The organism is Acinetobacter sp. 24-47-62, from assembly GCF_056779765.1.
In genome coordinates this window covers 43,568-60,917 of sequence record NZ_JBWYIN010000017.1, presented here as the reverse complement: position 1 = coordinate 60,917, position 17,350 = coordinate 43,568, and the positions used below count along the sequence as shown (strand labels likewise).

At 37.5% G+C, this 17,350-nt stretch carries 18 protein-coding genes; 11 read left to right on the top strand and 7 right to left on the bottom strand.

Annotation, left to right across the window (positions count from 1 at the left end):
- The first annotated feature begins 595 nt into the window (after positions 1-595).
- Entirely contained in the window at positions 596-1,948 is a 1,353-nt protein-coding gene (locus AC1M87_RS13320; RefSeq protein ID WP_481593966.1) for an MFS transporter, read from the top strand.
- A 26-nt stretch (positions 1,949-1,974) separates the two neighbouring features.
- Here AC1M87_RS13320 and AC1M87_RS13315 read toward each other — a convergent pair whose 3' ends face one another.
- A complete protein-coding gene (locus AC1M87_RS13315) occupies positions 1,975-2,460 on the bottom strand; it encodes a lytic transglycosylase domain-containing protein (protein WP_373683363.1) in 486 nt (161 codons plus the stop codon).
- A gap of 270 nt (positions 2,461-2,730) precedes the next feature.
- Here AC1M87_RS13315 and ybaK point away from each other — a divergent pair, with 270 nt between their 5' ends.
- A complete protein-coding gene (ybaK, locus tag AC1M87_RS13310; RefSeq protein ID WP_481593965.1) occupies positions 2,731-3,201 on the top strand; it encodes a Cys-tRNA(Pro) deacylase in 471 nt (156 codons plus the stop codon).
- Between the two features lie 10 nt (positions 3,202-3,211).
- Here the strand turns inward: ybaK and ppk1 are convergent, their stop codons facing one another.
- The 6 genes from ppk1 to AC1M87_RS13280 form a co-directional block, all read right to left on the bottom strand.
- Complete coding sequence (gene ppk1 / locus AC1M87_RS13305; RefSeq protein ID WP_481593964.1) at positions 3,212-5,278, bottom strand: polyphosphate kinase 1; 2,067 nt, start codon at positions 5,276-5,278, stop codon at positions 3,212-3,214.
- 177 nt (positions 5,279-5,455) lie between these two features.
- Positions 5,456-6,547 (bottom strand): porin, encoded by a 1,092-nt coding sequence (locus AC1M87_RS13300; protein ID WP_481593963.1) that lies wholly within the window; start codon positions 6,545-6,547, stop codon positions 5,456-5,458.
- Positions 6,548-6,766: 219 nt separating this feature from the next.
- Positions 6,767-7,180 (bottom strand): HIT family protein, encoded by a 414-nt coding sequence (locus tag AC1M87_RS13295; protein WP_092768455.1) that lies wholly within the window; start codon positions 7,178-7,180, stop codon positions 6,767-6,769.
- A gap of 29 nt (positions 7,181-7,209) precedes the next feature.
- Complete coding sequence (locus AC1M87_RS13290) at positions 7,210-7,476, bottom strand: YARHG domain-containing protein (protein WP_035266544.1); 267 nt, start codon at positions 7,474-7,476, stop codon at positions 7,210-7,212.
- A gap of 83 nt (positions 7,477-7,559) precedes the next feature.
- Positions 7,560-8,429 (bottom strand): NAD(P)-dependent oxidoreductase, encoded by an 870-nt coding sequence (locus AC1M87_RS13285; protein WP_481593962.1) that lies wholly within the window; start codon positions 8,427-8,429, stop codon positions 7,560-7,562.
- Between the two features lie 5 nt (positions 8,430-8,434).
- Positions 8,435-9,529, bottom strand: coding sequence for an alpha/beta fold hydrolase (locus AC1M87_RS13280; RefSeq protein ID WP_092768451.1), 1,095 nt, complete (start codon positions 9,527-9,529; stop codon positions 8,435-8,437).
- A 141-nt stretch (positions 9,530-9,670) separates the two neighbouring features.
- On the opposite strand from AC1M87_RS13280, the gene AC1M87_RS13275 reads away from it, so the two are divergent.
- The 9 genes from AC1M87_RS13275 to trpB all read left to right on the top strand — a co-directional run bounded on the left by AC1M87_RS13275 (position 9,671) and on the right by trpB (position 17,335).
- Entirely contained in the window at positions 9,671-10,858 is a 1,188-nt protein-coding gene (locus AC1M87_RS13275; RefSeq protein WP_481593961.1) for an O-succinylhomoserine sulfhydrylase, read from the top strand.
- 24 nt (positions 10,859-10,882) lie between these two features.
- On the top strand, positions 10,883-11,212 hold the full coding sequence (locus AC1M87_RS13270; RefSeq protein WP_035266548.1) for a YbaB/EbfC family nucleoid-associated protein: 330 nt from the start codon (positions 10,883-10,885) through the stop codon (positions 11,210-11,212).
- 12 nt (positions 11,213-11,224) lie between these two features.
- A complete protein-coding gene (gene recR / locus AC1M87_RS13265) occupies positions 11,225-11,821 on the top strand; it encodes a recombination mediator RecR (protein WP_481593960.1) in 597 nt (198 codons plus the stop codon).
- A gap of 209 nt (positions 11,822-12,030) precedes the next feature.
- Entirely contained in the window at positions 12,031-13,173 is a 1,143-nt protein-coding gene (locus AC1M87_RS13260; RefSeq protein WP_481593970.1) for a ribonuclease D, read from the top strand.
- A gap of 129 nt (positions 13,174-13,302) precedes the next feature.
- Entirely contained in the window at positions 13,303-13,608 is a 306-nt protein-coding gene (locus AC1M87_RS13255) for a YcgL domain-containing protein (RefSeq protein WP_035266558.1), read from the top strand.
- 34 nt (positions 13,609-13,642) lie between these two features.
- A complete protein-coding gene (locus tag AC1M87_RS13250) occupies positions 13,643-14,014 on the top strand; it encodes a hypothetical protein (RefSeq protein WP_035266633.1) in 372 nt (123 codons plus the stop codon).
- A 29-nt stretch (positions 14,015-14,043) separates the two neighbouring features.
- Entirely contained in the window at positions 14,044-14,895 is an 852-nt protein-coding gene (locus tag AC1M87_RS13245; protein WP_092768445.1) for an AAA family ATPase, read from the top strand.
- A gap of 8 nt (positions 14,896-14,903) precedes the next feature.
- Positions 14,904-16,091, top strand: a complete 1,188-nt coding sequence (locus tag AC1M87_RS13240; RefSeq protein WP_481593959.1) for a vWA domain-containing protein — start codon at positions 14,904-14,906, stop codon at positions 16,089-16,091.
- Positions 16,092-16,126: 35 nt separating this feature from the next.
- On the top strand, positions 16,127-17,335 hold the full coding sequence (gene trpB / locus AC1M87_RS13235) for a tryptophan synthase subunit beta (RefSeq protein WP_481593958.1): 1,209 nt from the start codon (positions 16,127-16,129) through the stop codon (positions 17,333-17,335).
- Positions 17,336-17,350 lie beyond the last annotated feature (15 nt).

The window sequence follows — 17,350 nt, the reverse complement described above, 5'->3', positions numbered from 1 at the left end:
TGGTAGTGTGGGGTTACCCATGTGAGAGTAAGTCATCGCCAGCTCATTATTCTAAACACCCCCTTCAATAGAAGGGGGTGTTTTTTTATATATAAAAATTGAATTTGAAAATAATAAAAACCTTGTAATTAAATAAGAAGCTCCATTCAGTTAATTTATGCTAAAGAATAAATGCCTTAGTGATAAGGCTAATATCATAAAAACAACCCAACTAATTAGTTGAAAAGCTAAATAATAAACAATAATGAATGGTTCAAAAAATGAATGATTTACAATGAAATTTTTATTTACAAAGAGCATCAAAGTTGACTATTAAATAAAATGCCAATCCTAATTTGCAGATTGAGTATTAAAAATCAAGATTTCAGTCGAAAGGTTATATAAGAATTCATTCTTAGTAACTAAGAATAAATATAAAACTCTTAAAACTTGAATTTTCATGATTTTTTATGCCAATTGAATTATTAATCAATCTATTAAATGAATAGTCCACTAGAAAGTTGTATAGACAAAAATCCTAATTTATTGCATTTATATAAAATATGAATCTAGGTTCATTATTTTAAAAATACTCACAATTGGAGGTGAGATAAAAATGACAGCGCAGACAATGAATGTGAATGCTGTAATTGATAATGCAAAATTTAAACCCTTTCATTTATCAATCGTATTATGGTGTTTATTTATCGTAATTTTTGACGGTTATGATTTAGCAATTAATGGCGTAACGTTGCCACTTCTTATGCAAGAGTGGGGTATGACTTCTGTCCAAGCTGGGTTATTAGCGAGCACAGCGCTAGCGGGAATGATGTTTGGTGCGATGCTTTTTGGTATGTTGGCAGATAAAATTGGTCGAAAAAAAGTTATTTTAATTTGTGTAACCTTGTTCAGTGGTTTTACTTTTTTAGGAGGATTCGCAAGTAATCCAACAGAATTTGGAATTTTAAGATTTATTGCTGGACTTGGTATCGGCGGTGTTTTGCCAAATTTAGTAACTTTAACTTCTGAATATGCACCACAAAAATTGAGAAGTACCTTAGTTACGATTATGTTTAGTGGCTATGCAGTTGGCGGAATTATGGCGGCTTTATTGGGTGTAAAATTTACACCTGAATTTGGTTGGCAGATTATGTTCTTTATTGCAGGAATTCCATTATTAGTATTACCGTTTATATGGAAGTATATGCCTGAATCACTAACATTTTTAGTGAAACAAAAAAATTATGAACCTGCCTCAGGAATTATTAATAAGATCAACGCAGATTTAAATGTTAATTCTACAACTCATTTGGTTCTAAACGAAATTAAGCTACCTGATGCATCGGTTAAATCTCTTTTTACTGATAATAGAGCGACAACGACGTTGTTATTTTGGTGCTGCTTTTTTATGTGTCTTTTAATGACTTACGCATTAGGAAGTTGGTTACCAAAGTTAATGATGGCTGCAGGTTATTCTTTAGGAAGTAGTTTAACGTTTTTACTTTCATTAAATATTGGCGCTGTCATCGGTACTATTGGTGGTGGAATTCTAGCAGACAAATTTCATCTCAAACCTGTAGTGATTTCGATGTTTGTAATTGGAGCTTTTGCTTTATTTGGATTAAGTTTCAATTCGCCGCCAATAGTTATTTATCTACTTGTGGCATTGGCTGGTGCAGCATCAATTGGTACAAGTATTTTAATATATAGCTATGTAGCGCAATCTTATCCAATTGCTGTACGTTCAACTGGGATTGGTTGGGCTTCAGCAGTAGGGCGTATAGGTGCAATTGTCGGCCCCATTGTCATTGGTATTCTTTTAGGAATGGAATTGCCGCACAAATGGAATTTCATTGCCGTTGCTATACCAGCAGTAATTGGTGCAATAGCCGTATTATGTATTAAAAGGACAAAAGTGATTGAAACAGTTCCTGAAAAAATAAAAATCGCATCTTCAATTACACAGTAGAATAAAAGCCTCATAAGAGGCTTTTTTTATAAATGTGATTTTAAAATTTTTTGATGCTCTTTAACCTGTTTGGCATAACGTTTACCTTGTTTTTTCATTTTTCGATTTGTGTTGTATCCAGTAGGTCCAACGTTGTAATAGGCCAGTGCTTTTTTCCAGCTACCAGCAGATTGATTATATTTTGATAGGATAAAAGTCCCACAATGTATATTAATATTTTCTTGAAAAAGGTCACCTGGACAAGATTGTTGCCAATATCTAGGGATAATTTGGGTAAGACCTACAGCACCTGCTGGTGATACTGCATAATTTCGATAACTCGATTCTTGTCGAATAAGTGCGGCCATTAACAGGGGATCGACATCAAATTGTTGCGCACTTTGAACAATTAGTGGTGAAACCCTATTTGCGGTGTCTGGGTGTACAGAGTATGCCTTTTGAATACCTGTTGAAAGTTTTGCGGCGCGTTTTTGTACTGAACCACCACCTAAAGATGAGCAACCAACAAACACGATACACGATGATAGAACTAAACTATATTTAAGGAAAGTAAAGGATGGGGGAGGTGATTGTAAACGTTGTAAAAAAAGCAAAATAGTAACCGTGCAAATTCAATTTGCAAAAATCATAAGTAAGCTGGTGATTGGGGTCAAGCCCTAGATAAATTGGAGTGTTGTAGTTTTGCAATATATTGATGAGTAAGATAAATAGATCAGAAAAACTTTAAAATTGATTCAAAAATTTTCTTATAATAATGCCATTATTAAATGCCTGAAATCATCATGACGCCAGCTTGTAAATTTTTGAAAAACAAAAAGATAGATTATTCTGTTCATGAGTATGAGCATGATCCTAATGCTGAAAGTTTTGGTTTAGAAGCAGCTCAAAAATTGGGTTTATCTGTACATGAAGTTTTTAAGACTCTTCTAGTGACAGATGATGTCAATTATTTTGTGACAATTTTACCAGTGGACCATCAACTTAATTTAAAAAAGGCGGCGAATGCTTTCAGTTGTAAAAAACTTAAAATGGCTGATCCGAAAGTGGCTGAGCGTCTGACCGGTTACTTAGTGGGTGGGATTAGTCCAATTGCTCAAAAAAAGCGACTTAAGACAGTCATTCACCAATCGGCAAGTTCTCTTAAAAAGGTGTACGTGAGTGGTGGAAAACGAGGGCTAGATATCGGATTAGATCCTCAATCATTGGCCCAAGTATTAGATGCTCAATTTAATGACATTGTGGATCACACTTAATGTTTGATCACTACATTTGACGTAGATTGGTTAGATATTCTTGAGCGATAAAAATTTCTTGATCATCAGTTGGGCATACCTTGTTCCATTGATGGTCTTGATCTAATTCCCAAGCACGTTGATTATCGTTCAGATAATTCAGTAGACCATCTTTAATAATCGTTTTCTTTAGTTTTTTATCTTCAATCGGAAAACAGGTTTCTACTCTTGAAAATAAATTACGTCCCATCCAGTCTGCACTTGAACAATATAATTTCTCATTGCCTTGATCTAGAAAATAGTAGACCCGTGTGTGTTCTAAAAAACGTCCTACAATGGATCTGACGCGGATATTTTCTGATAACTGTGGTACTTGAGGTCTTAATGAACAGATGGAACGAATGATCAGATCGATTTGAACACCTACATTTGACGCTTGATAAAGTGCCGCGATTAATTTAGGTTCAGTTAAAGCGTTAACTTTGATAATAATATGCGCTTTATGACCAGACTTAGCATGGTGGATTTCATTGGCAATGAGTTTTAAAAGCTGTTCATGCAAGGTAAAAGGTGCATGGAACAGCTTTTTAGGCTTTGCCATTTTTCCCATACCTGTCAATTCTTGAAAGATTTTATGGACATCTTCACAAATGTCATCATCAGTGGTCAGAAGACCGTAATCGGTATACATTTTTGCATTACCAGCATGATAATTGCCAGTTCCCAAATGAACATACCGTTTCAGATGATCTGCTTCTCTACGAACAACCAGAATCATTTTAGCGTGAGTTTTATAGCCCACGATGCCATACACAACAACAGCTCCAGCTTCTTGCAGGAGGTTGGCGACCATGATATTGGATTCTTCATCGAATCTAGCACGTAATTCAATAATCGCAGTAACTTCTTTACCATTTCGTGCTGCTTCTGCTAAGACCTGAACGATCTCTGAATCTGGTCCGCTGCGATAAAGAGTTTGCTTAATTGCCAAGACATTAGGGTCTTTTGCAGCTTCTTTTAACAGGTTGATGACGGGTGAAAATGAGTCAAAAGGATGATGTAAAAGGACATCACGTTGTTTTAATACATCAAATATACTTTTTGATTGTCTCAATATCTTCGGTATCACGGGTTGATAGGGTTTAAACTTCAAATCTGGACAATCAAAATCTGAAAATAACCGAGCTAAATTTACAGGGCCTTGAACACGATAGAGTTGTGAAGGTTCTAAATCAAATTGTTCAAGTAGATATTGGTTAATCGTTGCTGGGCAATTGTGATCAATTTCAAGTCTAACTTCACGTCCAAATCTTCGCGAAGATAGTTCATCTTTAAGAGCAACTGCTAGATCGTCTACATCGTCAGCTAAATTTAAGTCAGCATTGCGTGTTACACGGAATTGATAGCATCCTGTCGCTTTCATTCCTGGAAATAAGTCATTGATATGTTGTTGCAGAATAGCCGACAACAGGATGTAATGTTGCTTACCTTCGCATAATTCATCAGGAATTTTGACTGCCCTTGGTAAAGTTCTCGGTGCAGGTACGATCGCGAGCTCAATCTGACGACCAAAAGCATCTTTACCTTCAAGTGTGACAATAAAATTAAGGCTCTTATTGACTAAACGGGGGAAAGGGTGGGCAGGGTCTAAACTGATGGGCGTGATTACTGGTTGAATAAATTTACTGAAGTAGTTTTGAATCCATTCTGTATATTTATCTAAAATTCCATGATATTGGATAAATTCGATACCATAAGATTTAAGTTGAGGAATGAGCTCGTTATTAAGTATCTGATATTGTTCTTGAACCGCATGATGCGTTGTTTTAGATATTTGTTCTAAAATAATTTCATTGGGAATAGCATCAGGCGCAGTAGTTATTTGATTTAATTCGATCTGTTTTAAAAGTCCAGCAACGCGTATTTCAAAAAACTCATCTAAATTCCGAGAAAAGATGATTAAAAAATTTAGTCGCTCTAATAAGGGATGGTGAGGGTCTTTAGCTTGAGCTAAAACTCGTTTATGGAATTCTAATAATGTAAGTTCGCGATTAATGTAAGTGTCTGAATTGTGTTGAAAGTTTTCAAAAGAGTGCATAGAACCAATTATTGCTTTATAAGCCGTCAGGAAAGACCTTGCAGCGATGGTACGTTTGATGTGTGACAGTAATATTACATTGATTGGTATATATTCGATAAATATATATAATTGGATTTATTTTATTTTAATCAAAAAAGCACACAATAAGTGTGCTTTTTTTAACTCAATTAGGGCTTAGAAATCGTAACGGAAACCTAAAGATAAACCTAAAGCATCCTCACCTTTGAAACCCTTCACATTATTTGTACGTGCTTGTTCCCACGGTGTAAGGCTTGAGTTTTTGTCATTAAGCACAGTTGCGACGTTACCGTAAACACGAACTGCTTTATCAAGACGATGTTCAAGTCCTAAAGCAATGAGTGTTGCGTTCGCATCTTTAGCATCTACATCACGGTGCATCACTTGACCACGGATATATGTTTTTGGTGCAAATTTATAATCAGCTGCAACACCAATGACTTGTGCATCAGGATTTTTTACGTCATTGTCATGAGTCATATATTGATATAAACCACCAATATTTAGCTCAGGTGTGATTTTATAAGCACCAGCTAAACGGAAGCCATCACGTTCGCCGCGAGTCGCATCTTCTTCATAGTGTTCATAAGCAGCTGCGAAATCAACAGGACCTTCTTTATAGGTCAATGCAAGATCGTAAGCTTTATTCTTTTTAGAGTCGCCTTTCTTTTGAATAACTTCACCAGTATCTTCATCTACAATTGTTTCAGTGAAGCCTGGAGAATTGCTTTCGTGCAATGAAAGTGCTGCTAATACATTGAACCCATTTCCGAATTTTGGTGATTTATATTCGATGGTATTTTCATTACGCTCATCAAAACGTAAGTCACCAGCACGTGTTACATTACGTAAATCACCTACTTGATCGCCGAAAAAGTTAACTGGACCACGTGCTATTTTAAAAGGGCTATCAAAACGACCGACACGAGTTTGACCGAAATTACCTTTTAAACCAACAAATGTATCACGTGTTGCAAAATCAACACCTGAATTTTGTCCACCACTAGCAAAGTTGATTTCTTGTTCAATTTGACCAAAAACGGTCATATCGTTTTCTAGTTTTTGTTCAACTTTAAAGCCTAGACGAGATGAGTTAGATGATAGACCTACTTCATTATAATCTTTACCATCATCAAGGTAATCTAATGAAACATGCGCACGACCATAAATTTTAACGTCGGCTGCCATTGCGATTGATGGTGTAATTAGTGTTGCCCCAACTGCTAATGCACAAAGTGTTTTTTTCATTTCTAGCTCCAGTAAAGACTGATTTATTGTCCTAATAATCATGATCAGTAGTTTTTTTGTAACTACTGTTCTCTATTGGTGCTAAGTATTCATTACAAATAAGTCACTAATATTAAGAATTTATTTCATTATCATGAAAATGGATAGAAACAATTTATAGTAATCAAAGGGCATAAAACAAAAAAAAGGAGCCAAAGCTCCTTTTTTTATGAGGATCTGTTATAAAGCAGCTTTAATCTTCTCAGCCAAAGCCTTGATACGCTCTTGATCACCCATTTGTGCTGCGTGTTTACCCAGTTCATGAATTGAACTTGGAATAAGATGGAAGTGAACGTGAGGCACGGTTTGCCCAGCTGCAGCACCAGATAACTGCATCAACACTATACCTTTTGCATCTAGTGCTGTTTCAATCGCTTTTGCAATTTTTTGAACGATTTGAATCGTGTACGCTGCAGTGTTTGGATCTAAGTCGAGTAAAGTTACGGCAGGTGATTTAGGGATGACTAAAGTATGACCATCTGCCTGAGGCATAATGTCCATAAATGCAAGAACTTGCTCATCCTCATACACTTTAATTGCAGGAAGTTCACCACGTAGAATTCTTGCAAAAATATTTTGATCATCGTAAGCCATAACTATTCCCAGAATGTAATTAGATTGAATTATTTACAGTTCAATTCTTTCTGACGTTGCTTAATGGAGTCAAGCTTTTGTTGCTCTTTTTCTGAGAACTTAGGTTTAGTTGTATTGCAATTTTCATTGCCGAACTTTGCCTTAGTATCTGGATCTTTAAAACAGAAGCCTTTTGATGCATAGATGATGTTGTAATCATCTTTAAGTTTTTCACACTCTTTTGTAGTATCGGCAAAAGCATTAACCCCAGCTGAAACAGATACAGCAGTAATTAAACCTAATAAAAACTTATTCATGAGTATCCTCATTTAGAAATGGACATTTGATATTGTCACATTTCAATTATATGGGCTTTATATGTGAATTCAATGGCGAAAATTTATTCTAAGGTAATTTTGCTCCATGATTCGTACATTTTAACTGCTGTCGAAAAATCACTATTAGGTTCAGCTATTGCATTAGCAGCACCAATTAGACTTTGAGTAAGCGTAATGACAGGTGCGGATAATTTTGCTTGATGAATGAGGTCTACTGCGATACCAGTGTCTTTGCTCAGTAACGGTAAGGCAAAAGTATTTGGAAAACTTCGATTTAATACCCGTTGAGGCAATACATTTTCAGTCACACCACTTTTACCACTTGAAGCATTGATGCACTCTAATGCTTCATTTAAATCCACACCATGCGCTTTAAGTGCAGTAAAACCTTCAGCAGCGGCACATAAGTGGACAGCCAAGAGCATGTTGTTCACTGCTTTCACAGCAAAACCAGATCCTGAGTCTCCTACATGCTTAATCAGTTTACCCATGGCTTGCATCGCTGGTAATACAGCTTCAAAAGCAACTTTTTCACCACCTACCATGAAGGTTAAAGTCGCGTTTTCAGCACCAATAGTTTGTCCGCTAACAGGTGCATCTAGAAAAAATACACCTTTTGATTTTAAAAAAGCTTGTTGTGCTTTAGCTGCATCAGGCACGCCACTGGTGCAGTCTACCCAAATTGATCCAGGTTTAATGTCGACTTGATGAATGATCTCATTGACTTGCTGACTCGTTGGTAAGCAACTAAAAATGATATCAGCGTGGGCAGCTTCTTGAAGTGATACAGCTTGTGTTTGATATTCAGTTGCATGTTGTTTGGCTTTCTCGAAATTTCGATTCCATACCAAAACTGATTCATAGTGTTTGGGTAAATGAGCTGCCATACGGTAACCCATTGCGCCTAATCCAATAAATGCAACTGTCGTCATTTTCTTTACTCTATTTGTGTTGAACGCTCTGCTAACCAGTGAGCAAGTTCAGGCCAAAATTGATCGGCACTTTTTTGACTCGACATTAAACCTAAATGCCCACCAGGAATAAGAGTAAACGTGACATCACGACTATTTGTCAATTCAGTCAATGGTCTAACAGCATCAGCTGTGACCATTTGATCGCTTGAACCCGCGCCAATCATAAGAGAGCAGTCTATATTTTTTAATTCGATTTTCTTATCTTGAAGTTCGATATAACCATTTTTTAGCGGATTTCTTAACCAGACATTGAATAACATATCTTGGTTTACCCCAGCAGGATAATCAATCATATGATTGAGGAAATAACCTAAAGTGGCATGTTCATGCAAAAGTTTTTTATCATCAAGATTCAGTAATAATTGTTTATGGCCTTCATACCAACCTTTTGGATCTAAAATTTTAAATCCAATTGCATTTAAAATACCTGGGGAGTGAATGAGGCGCTTAGGAATACGACCGTTATAAACTTTATGTTTGAGTAGACGAGTTCTTTCAAGATAGCGATTCATCTTAGCATATAGCTTTCCGATACTACCTGAAGCAAAGCTATCAATTGGACTACCTAAAACGATTAGATTTTTTACATGGTTCGGCTGTCTGAGCGCTGTGTACAACAGAACAAATATTCCCGCCATACTCCAGCCATGTAAAGAAATTTGATCAGATTTAGCGTGTGTGCGTATTTGATCGATACAATTCGGGATTGCATCATCAATAAAACCTAAAAAGTTGAGATCGCGATCTTTATAGCTAAAGTGTCCCCAATCCAATAAATACACATCAAAACCTTGCTCTGTATAATATTTGATAAGAGAACGGTATGGATAAAGATCATAAATATCCATCTTGATCGCTAAAGGCGCGACAAAGACCAATGGCTCAACATATTTTTTATTTTCAGATGCGTAATATCGAATTTTACTCGATTTATGAGTACCTATCACTTCATACGGCGTTGCTTGAGATAAAACCAAAGATTTACCGTAAAAAATGCGTGTCCCTAAATTTTTTAACTTGCTTTGTTTAGAACGCCAGTTAGTTTTTAAATGTTCCATGAAGGTTGAAGATCTCATAAGCATGTGATTTGAACGAAGTCTAAGCGATATTTATATATTTTACCTTGACCTTAAATGCTTTGGGCGCTCAAAATGTTGGCAATTATTCACAAAGGCAGTTTTTAGGACTGATTTAGAGCAATGAGCCAGCAAGACGACATTGAATACCAACTTGATACATTAGCACTTCGTACAGGTCATACGCGCAGTTTTGAAGGTGAGCATGCTGAACCGATGTTTCTAACTTCTTCATTTGTATATGCAAATGCAGCAGAAGCAGCAGCTAAATTCTCTGGGAAAGAGCCCGGTAATATTTATTCTCGCTTTACAAACCCAACAGTCGCAATGTTTGAAAAAAGATTGGCTGCAATGGAAGGTGCTGAACGTGCAGTGGCAACAAGTACGGGTATGGCTGCGATCATGGCGGTGGCGATGTCATTCTTAAAGGCTGGTGATCATGTTGTATGTTCTCGAGCAGTATTTGGTTCAACCGTGGCCTTATTTGAAAAATACATTTCTAAGTTTGGTGTGACTGTCAATTTTGTTGATTTAACAGATTTAGATGCTTGGAAAGCTGCGATCAAACCAGAAACTAAACTACTATTTGTAGAATCTCCGTCAAATCCATTATCGGAAATTGCTGATATTCGTGCATTAGCAGATATCGCGCATGAAAATGATGCCTTACTCGCAATTGATAATAGTTTCTGTACGCCAGTGCTACAACAACCATTAAAATTGGGCGCGGATCTAGTTGTCTATTCAGCGACAAAATATCTAGATGGTCAAGGTCGTGCGTTGGGTGGTGCTGTCGTAGGTAATCATCAATTACTTGAAGAAGTTTTTGGCTACGTTCGTACAACTGGGCCTTCTATGAGTCCGTTCAATGCTTGGGTTTTCCTAAAAGGTTTGGAAACGCTTCGTCTACGTATGAAGGCTCATTCTGAAAGTGCACAAAAGATTGCTGAGTGGCTTCATCAGCACGATAAAATCGAGAAAGTATTCTTTGCTGGCTTAGCGGATCATGTAGGTCATGATTTGGCTAAACAGCAACAAAAAGGTTTTGGTGGTATCGTTTCATTCGTGGTAAAAGGTGGGCGAGAAGCTGCTTGGAAAGTGATTGATCACACTCAATTTATTTCTATTACTGGGAATCTTGGGGATGTAAAATCAACGATTACTCATCCTGCAACGACTACTCATGGTAAATTGTCTGATAAAGCGAAGGCTGCAGCTGGCATTGCAGAAGGTTTAATTCGTCTTTCAGTAGGTTTGGAAGACGTTGATGATATTATTGCAGACATTCAACGTGGTCTTGATTTAGTCTAATTTAAATTTGTTCGGAGTATACAAATGAACATTAACATGCTTATGCAACAAGCACAGCGCATGCAAAAGGAAGTAGAGTCCAACATCAAGAAAGCGAAAGAGGAGCTTGCACAGAAAGAAGTGCATGCTGAAGCTGGTGGTGGTTTGGTAAAAGTGACAATGACTTGCCGTAATGTGGTAAAACGCATTGAAATCAATCCAGAATTACTTCAAGACGATCCAGATATGATTGAGGATTTGATTGCAGCTGCTATGAATGACGCTGCACGCCAAGCAGAAGCAATTTCAGAAGAAACAATGAAGTCTGCAAATAGTGGTATGGGATTACCTCCTGGCTTGTCAGGTTTATTTTAAGGATATTGCCGAGTGTTCAGCGAACGGTTTGACCAACTCGTCCAAGCACTGCGAATTTTACCAAGCGTTGGGCCTAAGTCGGCTCAGCGCATGGCGTTGCATTTGATCATGAAGAATAAGCAGGGTGCTTTGGCATTATCTGAAGCACTTAGCGATGCCGCTGATCATATCCATGAATGTGCTATTTGCCACTCATTGACTGAGAATGAGGTGTGTGACATTTGTCTGTCGCAAGACCGAGATGATACCTTGCTCTGTGTGGTTGAATCTCCTGCAGACGTGATGGCAATTGAGCAAAGTGGAAGTTTCAGAGGCAAATATCATGTATTGGGGGGGCATTTATCTCCTTTAGATGGTATAGGGCCTGAAGAGGTTGGCATACCTGCATTAGTTCAACGCTTAGCTGAAGGTCAGGTAGCAGAGGTTATTCTCGCTACCAATGCAACGGTTGAAGGACAGGCTACGGCACATTATTTGGTTGAAGCTACACGTCATTTGAATATCAAAATGACGCGTATTGCTCAAGGTGTACCACAAGGGGGGGAGCTTGAGTATGTCGATAGTCATACCTTAAGCCAAGCAGTTCATAATCGTATGCAAATGAAATAAGCACAAATTGTGCTTATTTTTTTGATTAGAGAAATATCACTTTTCGGAATAGTTTTTTAGTCGAAAAAAATATTAAATTTTTCATGTTCTATAACTATTTACAGTGTATACATAGATTTGCTTGACGCTTTAATTGAAAATTTATATTTAAAATTGATAATTTAAGCTAAAATACATCTCGATACCAATCTAGCACATTGTTTTTTATGATGTTTCAATTTATCCAAGAGCAAAAAGAACTCGAGCATGTTTTGACACTAATGAGTCAACAAGATGTTTATGGTTTAGATACTGAATTTATCAAAGTTGATACACTATGGCCAAAATTGGGTGTCTTGCAAATCAATGTCGCAGATCAGGTGTTTTTATTAGACGGTACACGTCTAGATTTTTCGAGTTTCTGGCCTAAAGTTTTTGCTGCAAAGCAAAATATTTTCCATGCTTGTGGTGAAGATATTGATCTGATTTACCATTATTCAAAAGGCAATCATCTTAATAATGTATTTGATACTCAGGTGGCTTTGTCTTTTCTCGGACGCGGATTACAGGTCAGTTATCAAAATGCGCTTAAAGAAATTTTAAATATAGAAATTGATAAAGATCAAACACGTTCAGATTGGCTTGCACGTCCTTTAACTGAAGAGCAAAAAGCATACGCAGCGAATGATGTCTTATATATTATGAATTTAGCCGATGTGCTAAAAAATGAATTAGAGAAAAAAGGGCATTATCAGTATGTACTAGAGGACTGTAAGAGCCTCACGCTTGAGATTGCGACAGAAACACCGAAAGAGAAACTATACGAAGATGTCGGAAATTATAGACACTCTCGAAAGCAGTTAATGCAGCTACAATTGCTCAGTGTTTGGCGTGAAGAAATGGTGAAGGCTTTAAATCAGCCTCGAAGTTTTATTCTGAAAAATGCCACTATGATTGATTTGGTGGAAAAAAATCCAAAAAATACCTTCCAATTATCTCAAGTTAAAAATATTCGTCCGAATGTGGTTCGTGAGCACGGTAAAACGATTTTGGATATTATGGCGTTGCTGCCCCCAATGGAAGAATGGCCATTACGAATTGCTCGACCAATTAAACATTCATCTAAAGATATTACCCATGATGTTGATAACATGATTGGTAATCTTGCAGAAGAGTTGGTGATCCCCAAAGAAGTGTTAATGCGAAAAAAATGGCTTGGTGCTTTATATCAGCATGTGGTTTTTCATGGCGATGAACAAGATTTACCTCAGTATTTACTTGGTTGGCGTTATGATTTACTGACGAAGCCATTAATTGAGTTGCTTCATAAAGATGCACAATATTTGAGTATGCAAATGAAAGTCAATGAATGACTTCTCTCAAAATTTGATTAAAGAATTACCAGTCATCCTAAACTAGACTGATGCGTTAACAAACGCTAATGTTTCGCTGTTTTTTTTGATGTATGCTTTGCTTTGAGTTTAAAAGGTGTTGTTTGAATCATGTGGTGTGAAATCTACAAATCTAGTAAGAAAGACGAAATGTATATTTACGTTGCGCGTCCTGAACAAGCGGAAAACCAAGAAGCTGTTGATCCGTTATCAGTATTATCTGATGCAATGAAAAATGCATTTGGCCGAGCGACATTTGTGATGTCACTGGAATTACATGCAGAACGCAAATTGGCGCGTGCAAATGTTTTACATGTGATGGATTCAATTCAGACGAAAGGATTCTTTTTACAATTGCCGCCTGAAGGATTGATCAATCCTAATGCGGTAGAGCCAGAGGGACTACGCGGTGCGTGATAATCAAGTTGGAGGATGGGATCAGTTTGTTTCAATGTTGGATTCAATTCCAGAATATAACATTGCAATTACCGTCTATATTCTCGGAACTTTGATTATTCTGTGGTGTTGGTACGGCATAGCGAAACGCCTACCTTCACCTTTAGGTGGAGTGACATGGATTTTTGTGTTTGCTATTTTGGCAACACCAACGATTTCTGAAGGTCCCAATTCCGCCTTAGCACCCGCTACTTTTGGTTTGATCTTTGGGGTATTAACAAAAGATTCACCGTTGATCTGGTCCAATTTCTCATTGATTGCCTTTGTTATTGCTTTAGGGTTATTGGCAGGTTATTTCTGGTCTAAGTACGCTTCTAAACAAAAGAATCCGAGACACACATCGTCAGTGAAGACACCACCACTTTAATTATCCAAATAAAAAAATAAGGTTTCATTATGTCTGTTGATGCACATCAATTTACGGGTACTGATCAATATATCGCCACAGATAGTCTCAAGCTTGCTGTGAAGGCCGCTCGAGCGTTGCAAAAGCCTCTTCTAGTGAAGGGTGAGCCAGGTACAGGTAAAACATTATTGGCTGAACAAGTTGCTGATAGCCTGGGTTTAAAACTGATTACTTGGCATATCAAATCAACGACGAAGGCTCAACAAGGTCTTTATGAATACGATGCCGTTTCAAGATTACGCGATAGTCAATTGGGTGATGAGCGTGTTTATGATATTAAAAACTATATTAAACCAGGTAAATTGTGGGAAGCATTTACCTCTGAAGAACGTTGCGTTTTATTAATTGATGAGATTGATAAAGCAGATATCGAGTTCCCAAATGATTTGCTTCATGAACTAGACAAAATGTCATTCTTTGTTTATGAAACTGGTGAAACAATTACTGCAACACAGCGTCCAATTGTGATCATCACTTCAAATAATGAAAAAGAACTTCCTGATGCTTTTTTACGCCGTTGTTTCTTTCATTATATTGAATTCCCAGATGAACAGACCATGCGTGAAATTATTGCAGTTCATTTTCCAAGAATTTCAACGACATTGGTCAGTGAGGCACTTCAGGTCTTCTTTAAGCTTCGCCAAATACCTGGTCTTAAGAAGCCACCTTCAACTTCTGAATTAATTGATTGGTTAAGCTTATTGATGGCTGATGATATGCCTGAAGATATTTTAAGAAACCATGATAAGTCAAAAGCAATTCCACCGCTGTATGGTGCGCTCATCAAAAATGAGCAAGATGTGCAGCTACTTGAGCGCCTCGCATTTATGACTCGTCGATAGGTGATACTATGTTCGTAAGACTGTTTTACACCTTGCGAAAATACGGAATCCCCGTAACGACGCGCGAGCTGATTGATTTAAATCAAGCAATTAGTCTAGGTTTGGTTTTTGCAGATCAAGATGATTTTTATCAGCTTGTGAAGACAGTCATGGTCAAGGATGAGCGTTACTTCGATAAGTATGATCGTGCTATGAAGGATTATTTTCAGGGCATTCAAACCTTTGATGTAGATGATTTACTCAGTAAAGTTAATCAACTTCCTAAAGAATGGTTTGATTTAGAACTCCTTGAAAAACACTTAACGCCAGAGCAACGTGAAGCACTACAAAGAGCAGGTTCTTTAGAAGAGCTCATGAAAATGCTGGAAGAGCGTTTGCGTGAGCAACATAAAAAACACCAAGGTGGTAATCGTATGATTGGCACTGGTGGCACTTCACCGTTTGGAGCTTTTGGTGATCACCCAGAGGGGGTGAGAATTGGAGGGCCGGGACGTAAAAAATCTGCGGTGAAAGTGTGGGAACAACGTAAATACCAAAATCTTGATGATGATCAAATTTTGGGAACACGTCATATGCAAATGGCGTTGCGTCGTCTGAGAAAATTTGCGCGTCAAGGTGCTGAAGAAGAGCTTGATATAGATCAAACGATTCGCGAAACGGCTAAGCAGGGAATTCTTGATGTACAGATGGTGCCAGAGCGTCGTAATCGAATTAAAGTTTTAATGTTGTTCGATGTAGGCGGTTCTATGGATGCCTATATTGCACAATGTGAAAAACTGTTTAGTGCAGCCAAAACAGAATTTAAGACTTTAGAATATTTCTATTTCCATAACTGTCTTTATGATTACGTGTGGAAAGACAATCATCGCCGTACTTCGACAAAAATGAATACCTTAGATTTATTTAATACCTATGGTAAAGATTATCGAGTGATTGTTGTTGGTGATGCAAGTATGGCGCCATACGAATTAAAATCTGCTGGTGGTTCTGTCGAATACATGAATGAAGAGTCGGGTGAAATTTGGCTGCGTCGTTTGCGCCAGCATTATGAAAAGACGGCTTGGTTGAATCCTGAAACTGAGAATTACTGGCATTACACTCAAACGATAGGAATGATCAAAGAATTATTTGAAGATCATATGTATCCAATGACTTTAAAAGGCATTGAAGATATGACTAAATTCCTCTCGCGCTAACTTTTTTAAATTATATTCATCTAAAGGATCTTGATATGAGCTATCAAATCAATGGTGTGGCATTGCCAAATGAAGAAGGTTTTTTTGGTGAATATGGTGGTCAATTCATTCCACCTCATTTAAAAGCAGCAATGGATGAAATCAATGTTGCTTATGAAGAAATTCGTAAAACACCTGAATTTCAAAATGAGCTTTCAGAGCTGTTTGCGCATTATGTAGGTCGTCCAAGTCCTTTATTTCATGCCAAACGACTTTCAGAACAATTGGGCGGTGCTCAAATTTATCTGAAGCGTGAAGATTTGAACCATACAGGTGCACATAAAATTAACCATTGTTTGGGTGAAGCTTTACTTGCTAAATACATGGGCAAGAAAAAAGTCATTGCTGAAACTGGGGCAGGTCAACATGGTGTCGCATTAGCCACCGCTTGTGCCTTGGTTGGTATCCCATGTGAAATTCATATGGGTCAAGTTGATATTGAAAAAGAACATCCAAATGTCGTGAAAATGAAAATTTTGGGTGCGAATCTAATCTCAGTCACTCGTGGAACAGCAACATTAAAAGATGCTGTTGATAGTGCTTTCGAAGAGTATTTGAAAGACCCTGATAGCTTTATTTATGCCATCGGATCAGTCGTTGGTCCACATCCATTTCCTAAAATGGTGCGTGATTTCCAAGCAATTATCGGTGATGAAATTAAAGTTCAATCACAAGACAGATTTAACAAATATCCTGATTATATTGTTGCTTGTGTTGGCGGTGGCTCAAATGCAATGGGAGCATTCAGTGCATTCCTTAATGATGGTAGTGTGAAATTGATTGGTGTTGAACCAGCAGGACATGGTTTAGATACTGATCAACATTCGGCAACACTAACTTTAGGTAAACCAAGTCAACTTCATGGTATGGCGTGTTATGTGCTGGAAGATGAAAATGGCGAGCCATTACCTGTGCATTCAATTGCTTCTGGATTAGATTATCCTGGTGTGGGGCCTCAACACAGTTTCTTAAAAGATATTGGTCGTGTTGAGTACTCAACAGCAACTGATGAAGAATGTCTGAATGCATTCATGACTCTATCTCGAGTTGAAGGGATTGTGCCTGCATTAGAAAGTTCACATGCTGTTGCTTGGGCGATACGCGAAGCTCCACAATTGTCCAAAGATACCATTGTGGTGGTGAATTTATCAGGTCGAGGTGATAAAGACTCGGACTATGTGGCAGAAAAATTAGGTTTAAATTAACACATAAAAAAACCA

Excerpts from the sequence above, each read along its gene's own strand:
- AC1M87_RS13320 (WP_481593966.1), top strand. The coding sequence starts at position 596 with ATGACAGCGCAGACAATGAATGTGAATGCTGTAATTGATAATGCAAAA.
- ybaK (WP_481593965.1), top strand. The coding sequence starts at position 2,731 with ATGACGCCAGCTTGTAAATTTTTGAAAAACAAAAAGATAGATTATTCT.
- ppk1 (WP_481593964.1), bottom strand. The coding sequence starts at position 5,278 with ATGCACTCTTTTGAAAACTTTCAACACAATTCAGACACTTACATTAAT.
- AC1M87_RS13300 (WP_481593963.1), bottom strand. The coding sequence starts at position 6,547 with ATGAAAAAAACACTTTGTGCATTAGCAGTTGGGGCAACACTAATTACA.
- AC1M87_RS13295 (WP_092768455.1), bottom strand. The coding sequence starts at position 7,180 with ATGGCTTACGATGATCAAAATATTTTTGCAAGAATTCTACGTGGTGAA.
- AC1M87_RS13290 (WP_035266544.1), bottom strand. The coding sequence starts at position 7,476 with ATGAATAAGTTTTTATTAGGTTTAATTACTGCTGTATCTGTTTCAGCT.
- AC1M87_RS13285 (WP_481593962.1), bottom strand. The coding sequence starts at position 8,429 with ATGACGACAGTTGCATTTATTGGATTAGGCGCAATGGGTTACCGTATG.
- AC1M87_RS13280 (WP_092768451.1), bottom strand. The coding sequence starts at position 9,529 with ATGGAACATTTAAAAACTAACTGGCGTTCTAAACAAAGCAAGTTAAAA.
- AC1M87_RS13275 (WP_481593961.1), top strand. The coding sequence starts at position 9,671 with ATGAGCCAGCAAGACGACATTGAATACCAACTTGATACATTAGCACTT.
- AC1M87_RS13270 (WP_035266548.1), top strand. The coding sequence starts at position 10,883 with ATGAACATTAACATGCTTATGCAACAAGCACAGCGCATGCAAAAGGAA.
- AC1M87_RS13260 (WP_481593970.1), top strand. The coding sequence starts at position 12,031 with ATGTTTCAATTTATCCAAGAGCAAAAAGAACTCGAGCATGTTTTGACA.
- AC1M87_RS13255 (WP_035266558.1), top strand. The coding sequence starts at position 13,303 with ATGTGGTGTGAAATCTACAAATCTAGTAAGAAAGACGAAATGTATATT.
- AC1M87_RS13250 (WP_035266633.1), top strand. The coding sequence starts at position 13,643 with ATGTTGGATTCAATTCCAGAATATAACATTGCAATTACCGTCTATATT.
- AC1M87_RS13245 (WP_092768445.1), top strand. The coding sequence starts at position 14,044 with ATGTCTGTTGATGCACATCAATTTACGGGTACTGATCAATATATCGCC.
- AC1M87_RS13240 (WP_481593959.1), top strand. The coding sequence starts at position 14,904 with ATGTTCGTAAGACTGTTTTACACCTTGCGAAAATACGGAATCCCCGTA.
- trpB (WP_481593958.1), top strand. The coding sequence starts at position 16,127 with ATGAGCTATCAAATCAATGGTGTGGCATTGCCAAATGAAGAAGGTTTT.